Origin of the sequence: Nocardioides lacusdianchii (assembly GCF_020102855.1) — a bacterium.
GTDB classification, from domain to species: domain Bacteria; phylum Actinomycetota; class Actinomycetes; order Propionibacteriales; family Nocardioidaceae; genus Nocardioides; species Nocardioides lacusdianchii.
This window is the reverse complement of sequence record NZ_JADHZD010000034.1, coordinates 1-8,922: the sequence shown is the minus strand read 5'-3', so window position 1 is coordinate 8,922 and position 8,922 is coordinate 1. Positions and strand designations below refer to the sequence as shown.

Here is an 8,922-nt window from a genome sequence, read left to right as displayed (position 1 = left end):
CGCTCACGCGCTCAACAATCGGCCCCGCAAGATCCTCGGCTGGAGGACGCCGGCTGAGGTCTTCGAGGAGCAGCTACGCTCCCTTCAACAACCCGGTGTTGCATCGACCGGTTGAACCTGCCCAATATCGAGCGATTCGCTACACCGAGCGGCTCGCCGAAGCCGAGGCCGTCGCATCGGTCGGAAGCCGGGGCGATTCGTATGACAATGCGATGGCCGAGGCGCTGAACTCGCTGTTCAAGGCCGAGTGCATCCGCAACCCCGTCATGCGCCCCAAGGGCGGCTGGAAGGCCGTGGGCGACGTCGAGATCGCGGTCGCCGAGTACGTCGACTGGTTCAACCACCGACGCCTGCACGGCGAGATCGGGCTCGTCCCACCAGCCGAGTACGAGACCACCCACTGGGCACGACAGCCGACCAGGATCACGCCAGAGAACTACCCTCAGACACCCGTCCCGACTGGGGCTGGTTCCAAGTAATCGAGCCTCCACGAAACCCGGGGCGATTCATCATCCCGGCCACACACAGCCCAGCACCGGCGGTGATCAGGGCTCCACCGGCGACGCGCGCTGGTCCGGGTGGGATGGGAAGGCGTACGGAGCGGCGGGCCAGCACCCACGCGGTCAGTACTGCGTGGGCGGAGTAGGCCGTCCACATGGCAGCCGCTGTGGATGCCCGCATTGACCCGTGCCCGTCCATGTCGTTCGCCATTCTGGCGAGAAGACCGCAGGCGGTGCGCGATGGTCGTATCACCGGTTATGGGCTGGGTCTCCGTCGCTGACCGTCGGTCGACGCGATCGGACCAATAGCGCCACCAATAGTGGGCGATGGGCGACCGTCCCTTCTTGCCACCAGTCGCCAAACTGCAACATGAGCTCCGCCAGCTGGCGCTCACGGTACCTGGACATCGTCGCTTCAGCGTCAGCTGCCGATGCCGATAGCATACCTTCCGTCGTCCTGGGACGCGCGGCGCCTACAGCGTCATACGGGGCTTCGTCTTCTCCCGTGAGGACCTCAGATCGGCGTCTGCCAGTTGGCGACCAGGCCTTGGAGCCGAGTCATTAGGTCGAGCCACAGCCCGCTGACCTGGAGTACGCCGAGCGCGATCATCACAAGACCGCCAACCAGCATGACCTTGGCCGCGTGGCGACGCGCCCACTGGAGGCGGGTCATGGCCCGTGAGACCGAGAAGGCCGCGATGATGAACGGGATCCCCAGACCGATGCTGTAGGCAAGGGACAAAAGGGCGCCGCGGCCGGCGCCGGCGCTGCTGGTAGCTAGCGTGAGGACGGCCGCGAGGGTGGGGCCTATGCAGGGGGTCCAGCCGAGGCCGAACATGACGCCGAGCAGCGGTGCACCGGCCAGCCCGGCGCGCGGGCGGTAGCCGAGCCGGAGGCTGCGGCTGGCGATCGGGAGTCGCCAGAACAGCCCGGTGAACATCAGGCCGAACACGATGGTGAGCACCCCCAAGACGCGGACCAGCGTCTCTTGATGCGCGATCAGCAGTGCACCGAAGGTGCCGAACAGAACGCCGTAGCTGGTGAATACCGCTGCGAACCCGGCGACGAACAGGACAGCGCCGAGGACCACCCGGTGGGTGCCTTGTGTGCTGCTGACGGCGCGGGTCTGGGTCGTCGTTACGTTTGCGACCTGGCTGGGCGTTTCGGCGGCGCACGCATCGGTTTCTTGGTGGTGCTCCGCGCCGGACATTCCGGCGACGTAGGACAAGTAGCCGGGCACGAGGGGTAGGACGCACGGGGAGATGAAGGAGACAAGGCCCGCCGCGACTGCCAACAGTGCGGCAAGCACGAGCGGGCCTGACATCACCAGGTCGCTGGCGCTCATGGCAACGATGATTTCGGTCCTGTTCTTTCCTCGTGCGACGTCTGGTGCGGAGTCGGTACGAACTTAGGTTACGACCACTGGATCGGCGCTCCGGGAATCAGACGCCGGCGTAGGAGTGCAGTCCGGTGATCCACAGGTTGACGCCGAAGAAGTTGAACAGGAAGGCGGCGTAGCCGGCGAGGGCGAACCAGGAGGCGCGGACGCCGCGCCATCCGGCGGTGGCTTGGGCGTGCAGGTGGGCGGCGTAGCAGACCCAGGTGATGAACGCCCAAGTTTCTTTGGGGTCCCAGCCCCAGTAGCGGCCCCAGGAGTTCTCGGCCCAGATGGCGCCGGCGATCACGGCGAAGGTCCAGATCGGGAAGGCGAAGATGTGGGCGGTGTGGGCGACCTGCTCCAGGGTGCGGGTGGTGGGGAGGGTGGCGGCGTAGCGTCCCTTGGGGGCTTGCGTCGTGCCGCGGCGCTCTAGGCGGTGGCGTACCAGGAACAGGCCGGTCGCGATGGCGCCGACGGTGAAGACTCCACCGGCGGTGATGGCGGCGGCGACGTGGATCACCAGCCAGTAGGAGTCCAGCACCGGCACCAGGTCGCCGGCGGGGGTGTAGAGGACGGTGACGGCCAGGCCGAGGGCGAGCAGGACGATGGCCACGATCCAGACGCCGAAGGCGCGGACCGGGCGCCTGGACAGGAACGCCAGGTACGCGGCGCCCGCCGCGAGTGCGCAGACGAGCACGAACTCGTACATGTTGCCCCACGGCACCCGGCCGGCCGCGAGGCCGCGCGTGATGACGCCGCCGAGGTTGAGCAGGAACGCCAGCACGGTCAGCGACGTGCCGACCGCGCCAAGCCGGCGGCTGCGGGAGGGCGGAGCGGCGACCATCGTGGTGGCGCCTGCCAGTCGGCTGCGGGCAGGGGAGTCGGCGACCAACGTGGTGGCGCCTGCGACCTGGCCGGCAGTTTCGGCGGCGTAGGCCAGCAAGGCCAGCGCGTAGACGGCGATGGCGGAGTACACCAGGCCGTTGGAGAGCTGAGCGAATGTCTGCTCGTCGAAGATCATGCGGAAACATCCTTGCTGGTGGTCGGGGGCGACGCTCCGCCCAGGGCAGCGACGAGGTCCTCGATCTCGTGTGGAGGAGGTTCGCGGCGGGTGAGGGAGTAGCCGGCGATCTCGACCAGGGTCCCGGCGTCAGTGCTGGGTCGCAGCCGCAGCCACAGCCGTCGCCGGCGGACGATCAGGGATGTGGTGAGCCCCACGAAGAGGACGATCGCCGCAACGAGGGTGATCTCCTTGCCGGGGTCGTAGGCGATCTGGAAGTTGGCGAACCGGGAGACCCGGTCGAAGGTGAGGGTGCCTTGACCACCGGGAAGCCGCATGGTCTCTCCGACGGACAGCGCTTGGCTGAAGGGCTGTCCGTCGCGGCGCACCTGTGTCAGGTCGTCCTTGTCGAGGGTGAACACCGACTGCGGAACCCCGTCGCCGAACCCTAGGTCACCGGTGAAGGCGGTGAGAAACAACTGAGGATTCAGGGCGTCAGGAAACCTGGAGTAGGGGCCTTGGGGGCCGACATCGGCGGTGGGCAGGAAGAACCCCTCGAAGGCCAGCTCGGTCGGCTGGGCGTCCGGCGCCTTGATCACACCGTCGGAGGCGTAGCTGCTGTCCAACGGCAAAAACAGCACCGGCCCGGTGAACACGACCTTGTCGCGCCCGTCACGAACCGTGACGACCGGGGCGTACCCATTGCCCGTGAGAAAGAACTTGGTCTCGTTGACATTGAGCGGGTGGTTCGGCTCGACGGTGACGGTCTGCTCCTCACCGCTGCCGGCGCGGTAGGCGAGCCGGGCCGCGAACTCTGAGGGCTGGCCGAGGTTGGGGCCGCTGGTCTGGTAGGAGACGTCGAACTCCTCCAGGGTGAAGGACAACGGTTCCAGGTCGTCGACATCGGTCCACGCTGAGGGAGTGAAGGCGTCGTACTGGGAGAGATCGTTGGCGAACGTGCCGCCCTCGGCGACGGCGACTCGGCCCTCGAACCCGATCAGCTTGCCGGCGGCGATGCCGACCAGGAGCACCAGCAGCGACAGGTGGAAGGCCAGGTTGCCGACTTCGCGTAGGTATCCGCGCTCGGCCCGGATCTCGTCGTTGGTGGAGACGACACGGAACCCCTTGCGCCGCAGATGCGCCGCTGCGGTGGCGATGATCTCGGCCGGCTCCCGGGTGGTTTCCCAGCTTCGGTGGTCCTCCAGCCGGGCTAGGTTCCGCGGGGCGGGCGGAGGATCGCTGCGCACGGACTGCCAGAGCCGACGGGAGCGGGGCAGCACACACCCGGTCATGGAGATCAGTAGCAGTATGTAGATGGCGGCGAACCATGGAGACGCGTAGACGTCGAACATCCCCATGCGGTCCAGCCACGGCGAGATGCGGGGGTTGTCTTGCATGTAGTTGATCACTGCTGCTGGGTCGCTGGCGACGTTGCGCTGCGGGAACAGTGACCCTGGGATGGCGGCGAGCGCGAGAAGCGCGAGCAGGACAACCGCGGTGCGCATCGAGGTCAGGTTCCGCCACGCCCAGCGCAGCCACCCCCAGGACGGCGCAGCCTGCGCCGGTGGTGGGTGGCCGCTGGCCGTGGTCTTCGTGTCGAGGTCGGTCACTGGCTGGTGTCTGCTTCCGCGGCGGTCTCGGTGACGATCGTGGTGAGCGTCGCGTAGTCGGTGGGCCCGACGATCCTGGCAGCGAGGCGACCTTGGGCGTCGACGACCAGGGTGCTCGGCACCGCACTGGGGGGCAGAGCCGGTCCGAAAGCGAGTACTGCGGCGCTGGAGGTGTCGGTGGTGATGCTGGGGTACTCGATGTTGTAGTTGTCCTCGAACGCCCGGGCCGAGGCGTCGTTGTCGCGGACGTTGATCCCGACGAACCGCACTCCCAGCTCTTCGGTCTCCTCAGAGACTCGTCTCAGGGCGGATGCCTCGGTTCGACACGGCGCGCACCAGGAGCCCCAGACGTTGTAGACGACCACGTTGCCGGCCATCGAGGTGCTGTCGAAGCGGCCGCCGTCCAGCAGGTCGCCCGTGAACTGCTCGACGTCTCGCCGGTCTTCAGGGGCGATGACTTCGACGACCCCGTCGGTGGCGGTCGGGGTCCCGCGGTCGGCGCCACAGGCCGATAGGGACATCGCCACGGCGATGAGGCAGGCCGCGGCGCGTGTCCGGGATCTCGGCCGGCTGGTCCTCACGTGGGCAGCTCCTTCAGCGCGTCGTCGGCGGGGTGCGTCTTCTTCGCGTCCCCACCGGTTCCGTACTGTACGTACCGGCCATCGAGTTCAGAACGGTGGCATCTGCGACGAGACATGAGGTAGTACGTGCAACGACGCGGTGGTGGCGGTCGCCCGCTGGCGGTCGCGGTCGCGGGAGTCGTGGTGGCCGCCCTGCTGGGTGGGTGTGGCGGACCCTCCGGCGGTTACACGGCAGAGGACTTCGCCGCTCCGCCGGTCGAGCCGATCGCGGTGCAGGGGCTCGACGGCTGCACCGGGTTGGAGGACGAAGAGTCAGTGGGCGAAGACTCCGATCGGCTGCCACAGGTGAAGCTGCCGTGTCTCAACGAGGCCAGGGAGGTGGACGTGTCCCGGTTGGCTGGACCGGCCGTGGTCAACCTGTGGGCGTCGTGGTGCGGTCCGTGTCGCAAGGAGATGCCTATGCTCGCGCAGGCGGCCCGACGTCACCCAGAGGTCCAGTTCGTCGGCATCAACACCCAAGACCGCCAGGAAGCGGCCGCCGACCTCCTGAGCGAGACGGGCGTCACCTATCCGCAGCTGGTCGACGTCGACGCGGTCGTGCTCGCCGACACTCGCGTCCCCGGCCTGCCGGTCACGCTCGCCGTGGATGCGGACGGCAGGATCGTAGACCGGGTGATTGGCGAAGTCTCCAGGTCGGAGCTCGCCACGCTGCTCGACTCGATCACGGAGGGGGACTAGAGCCGATGGGACACGCCACGGGGAGTCCCTCCTTGGTTGGACCGGCTGGGGCTCGCACACCGAGCGCCTCCTTTGACCACCACACTGACCGCCGCATTCGGCTCGCACGCATTCCCGCCGCCGTACTGGCCGGAATGGCTGCGGCAGGAGCTAGCGCTCCGTGGGACGAGCGGTGGCTGCTGCCGCTGGCGGTCGCGGCGCTCGTGCTTCTCGTGCAACGGGTTCCGGTGCGCCGGGCAGCGGTTCTGGGGCTGTTGTTCGGGCTCGCCTACACCTTGGCCCTGACTGTGTGGATGCGGGCTGTCGGCACCGATGCGTGGCTGCTGTTGAGTCCCGTGGTCGCCGGCTTCTACGCCCTCATCGCGGTCGGGATCGCGCTCGTGCGCCGGCTTCGCGGCTGGCCGTGGTGGACCGCATGCGTGTGGGTAGCCACCGAGGCCGCGATGTCGACGTGGCCGCTGGGCGGGTTCCCGTGGACCAGGCTGGCCTGGGCCGCGGTCGACACCCCGTTCGCGCTGTGGCTGCCCTGGATCGGCGCCACCGGCGTCAGCTTCCTCATCGCTCTCACCGGCGCGATCCTTGCCTGGGTCCTGCAGGAGGGGAGGGCGCGTCCCGCCGGCGCTGCCGCGGCCGTGGTCGCGGCGCTCCTCGTCGCGGTGGTACCCGTCCTGTTCAGCCCCGAGTCGTTGACATCCTCATGGGAAGCCGGGCGACCCGTGGTGACGGTCGCTGCGGTGCAGGGCGACGTACCCGGTGCCGGCAACGATCTGGTCGCTGTTCACGAGCAGGTCACCGCGAATCACGTCCGAGCCACGGTCGACCTTGCCCGGCGCGTCGAGGACGGCGCCGTGCAGCAGCCCGACTTCGTGTTGTGGCCCGAGAACTCCACCGCCGTCGACCCGTTCACCGACGAGCAGACCAACGCGGGGATCTCCCGGGCCGTGGCGGCCATCGGAGTGCCGGTGCTCGTGGGCGCCATCGTCGACGGGCCCCGCCCGGACGCCGTCCTCAACCAAGGACTGGTGTGGCTCCCGGACGGTTCGACCGCGGAGCGTTACACCAAACGTCACCCGGTGCCGTTCGGCGAGTACGTTCCCTTCCGCAGCCAGCTGGCCGGACTCCAGATCGGGCGCCTGGACATGATCCCACGTGACATGATCGCCGGCACCCGCAGCCGGCCGCTCGACGTCGCCGGCACCCGTGTGGTGGACCTGATCTGCTTCGACGTGGCCTACGACGACTCGCTGATCGCCCAGGTCCAGAACGGCGGGCAGATGGTGACGGTACAGACCAGCAACGCGACCTTCACCGGAACGTCGCAACTGGAGCAGCAGTTCACGATCAGCCGGGCGCGTGCCATGGAGACCGGCCGCACCGTTGTCGTCGCCTCCACCAACGGCATCAGCGGCGTGATCGCCCCAGACGGTACAGTCCGCCAGCAACTGGAACCCCGGACGACCGACATTGCCGTCACCGAGGTGGCGCTGGTGGATGCGCAGACCCCCGCGGTCCGGCACGGCTCCCTCATCAAGCTCGTCCTGTGCCTGATCGGGGTCGCCGCCGCGATCCTTGCGGCCGCCAGCAATTCCCGTCGCCAGTTCCCCATGCGGGGCATCTAAAGTGATGGCGCACACCGCGCGAGCGAGCCGACACCTGACTGTGCTTCACCCCAGCCCGTGGTCGGGCGAGGGTGGCAGCCGGGCTTGCTCAGCCGTTGGGGACCAAGTCGAGCCGGGGACCCGGTCGCCATACCAAGGGTAGAAGGCGCCCGGGAAGCCACGGAGGGGGCCGACACTTCCCGGGTGGGACGAAGGATCAGTCGCGCCGATCAGGCGAACGTAGTTCGCCTGGGACGAACTGAGAGGGCCATCCCAGGGAGAGCAAACAAGTGTCCGACGTCAAAGTCCTCGAGCGTCACCAGATCGCGATCTACCTTGGCGCGCTGGCAGCCGGGGCGGCAGTTGGTCTGACGTGGCCAGGGACTTCGCATCCGCTCGAAGCTGGCATCTATCCTGTGCTGGGTGCGCTGCTGTATCTGACCTTCTTACAGGTTCCGTTCACCCAGGTCACGGCGGGGTTCCGCGACGCCAGGTTCCTCGTCACGGTGCTGGCCGTCAACTTCGTGGCCGTGCCGCTCGCCGTGGCCGGTCTGGTCGCCGTGGCCCCTTTGGAGCAGGCGGTCCTGCTCGGGGTGTTGCTGACGTTGCTCACCCCATGCATCGACTACGTGATCGTGTTCTCCGGGCTCGCCGGGGGAGACAGCCAGCGTCTCGTCGCAGCCTCGCCGCTCTTGATGCTGGCCCAGCTGGCCGTTCTGCCGGTGCTGTTGTGGCTGTTCGTTGGCCCGGAGCTTGCCGACATCGTGGAGATCAGGCCGTTCGTCGAGGCGTTCGGGATCTTGATCTTGCTGCCCTTGGCGTTGGCATGGACCTCCCAGGCGTTCGCCGCCCGGCGCAGAGCGGGCCAGGTAGTCATCCGCGGCTTGAATGCCGCGATGGTGCCGGTCATGGCCGCCACGCTGTTCGTGGTCGTGGGCAGCCAGGTGCCCAAGCTCAGGGGCCGATTCAACGACGTCGCGACGGCGGTGCCCGTCTACGCGGCCTTTTTGGTGGTGATGGCGGTAGTGGGAGTAGCGGCCGCGAGAGTCGCGCGCCTGGACGTGGGACGGGCGCGTGCCCTGGTCTTCACGGGGGCGACGCGCAACTCGCTCGTCGTGCTTCCTCTCGCGCTCGCTCTACCTGCGGCATACGCTGTGACACCGGCGATCGTGGTCACCCAGACCCTGGTCGAGTTGGTGGGGATGCTCGTCTACATCCGGCTGGTCCCCCGACTTATCCCAGCGAAGGAGGCGGCCGGGACGGACCTGCCGTCCGCGACATGATCGCCGTTGAGGATGCGGAGTTCTGGACATGCTGGGCTGCCGGTGCCTGGTCTGAGGCGGTCGACGTTCCTCTTCGGGAAAGCGACGTCGCGCACAGGGCCCGTGTGCTCAGCCCTGATCCACCGAGGGTGATCAGGGGTCGGTGATTCCTAGTGAATGCCGGCGGGTGCGGTGGTCGGGGCATGGCTCGGTCTCCGGCCGGTGCCGGCTCTTCCACTTCGGTCCTCGGTTGCG

At 68.1% G+C, this 8,922-nt stretch carries 8 protein-coding genes; 4 read left to right on the top strand and 4 right to left on the bottom strand.

Features of this window, described 5'->3' with window-relative positions:
- The first annotated feature begins 212 nt into the window (after positions 1-212).
- Positions 213-479, top strand: coding sequence for an IS3 family transposase (locus tag IRX98_RS22290; RefSeq protein ID WP_372456106.1), 267 nt, complete (start codon positions 213-215; stop codon positions 477-479).
- Between the two features lie 535 nt (positions 480-1,014).
- Here IRX98_RS22290 and IRX98_RS22285 read toward each other — a convergent pair.
- The 4 genes from IRX98_RS22285 to IRX98_RS22270 form a co-directional block, all read right to left on the bottom strand.
- Positions 1,015-1,845, bottom strand: a complete 831-nt coding sequence (locus IRX98_RS22285) for a cytochrome c biogenesis CcdA family protein (RefSeq protein ID WP_224280532.1) — start codon at positions 1,843-1,845, stop codon at positions 1,015-1,017.
- A 97-nt stretch (positions 1,846-1,942) separates the two neighbouring features.
- Entirely contained in the window at positions 1,943-2,899 is a 957-nt protein-coding gene (gene ccsB / locus IRX98_RS22280; protein WP_224280530.1) for a c-type cytochrome biogenesis protein CcsB, read from the bottom strand.
- Complete coding sequence (gene resB / locus IRX98_RS22275) at positions 2,896-4,488, bottom strand: cytochrome c biogenesis protein ResB (protein ID WP_224280528.1); 1,593 nt, start codon at positions 4,486-4,488, stop codon at positions 2,896-2,898. Before resB ends, ccsB begins: the two co-directional genes overlap by 4 nt.
- Positions 4,485-5,009 (bottom strand): TlpA family protein disulfide reductase, encoded by a 525-nt coding sequence (locus tag IRX98_RS22270; protein WP_224280534.1) that lies wholly within the window; start codon positions 5,007-5,009, stop codon positions 4,485-4,487. The genes resB and IRX98_RS22270 overlap by 4 nt, the downstream gene beginning before the upstream one ends.
- Before the next feature lie 243 nt (positions 5,010-5,252).
- On the opposite strand from IRX98_RS22270, the gene IRX98_RS22265 reads away from it, so the two are divergent.
- From IRX98_RS22265 to IRX98_RS22255, 3 genes are all read left to right on the top strand, one after another.
- Positions 5,253-5,807 carry a TlpA family protein disulfide reductase gene (locus IRX98_RS22265; RefSeq protein WP_224280526.1) on the top strand — a complete coding sequence of 185 codons (555 nt, stop codon included), beginning with the start codon at positions 5,253-5,255 and terminating at the stop codon, positions 5,805-5,807.
- A 134-nt stretch (positions 5,808-5,941) separates the two neighbouring features.
- Complete coding sequence (gene lnt, locus IRX98_RS22260) at positions 5,942-7,426, top strand: apolipoprotein N-acyltransferase (protein ID WP_235746140.1); 1,485 nt, start codon at positions 5,942-5,944, stop codon at positions 7,424-7,426.
- A gap of 269 nt (positions 7,427-7,695) precedes the next feature.
- Positions 7,696-8,688: a bile acid:sodium symporter gene (locus tag IRX98_RS22255; RefSeq protein ID WP_224280522.1), complete on the top strand. Its 993-nt coding sequence runs from the start codon at positions 7,696-7,698 to the stop codon at positions 8,686-8,688.
- The last annotated feature ends 234 nt before the right edge of the window (positions 8,689-8,922 follow it).

Coding starts and splice junctions, on each gene's coding strand:
- lnt (WP_235746140.1), top strand. CDS start 5,942: ATGGCTGCGGCAGGAGCTAGCGCTCCGTGGGACGAGCGGTGGCTGCTG.
- IRX98_RS22285 (WP_224280532.1), bottom strand. CDS start 1,845: ATGAGCGCCAGCGACCTGGTGATGTCAGGCCCGCTCGTGCTTGCCGCA.
- IRX98_RS22270 (WP_224280534.1), bottom strand. CDS start 5,009: ATGTCCCTATCGGCCTGTGGCGCCGACCGCGGGACCCCGACCGCCACC.
- ccsB (WP_224280530.1), bottom strand. CDS start 2,899: ATGATCTTCGACGAGCAGACATTCGCTCAGCTCTCCAACGGCCTGGTG.
- IRX98_RS22290 (WP_372456106.1), top strand. CDS start 213: ATGGCCGAGGCGCTGAACTCGCTGTTCAAGGCCGAGTGCATCCGCAAC.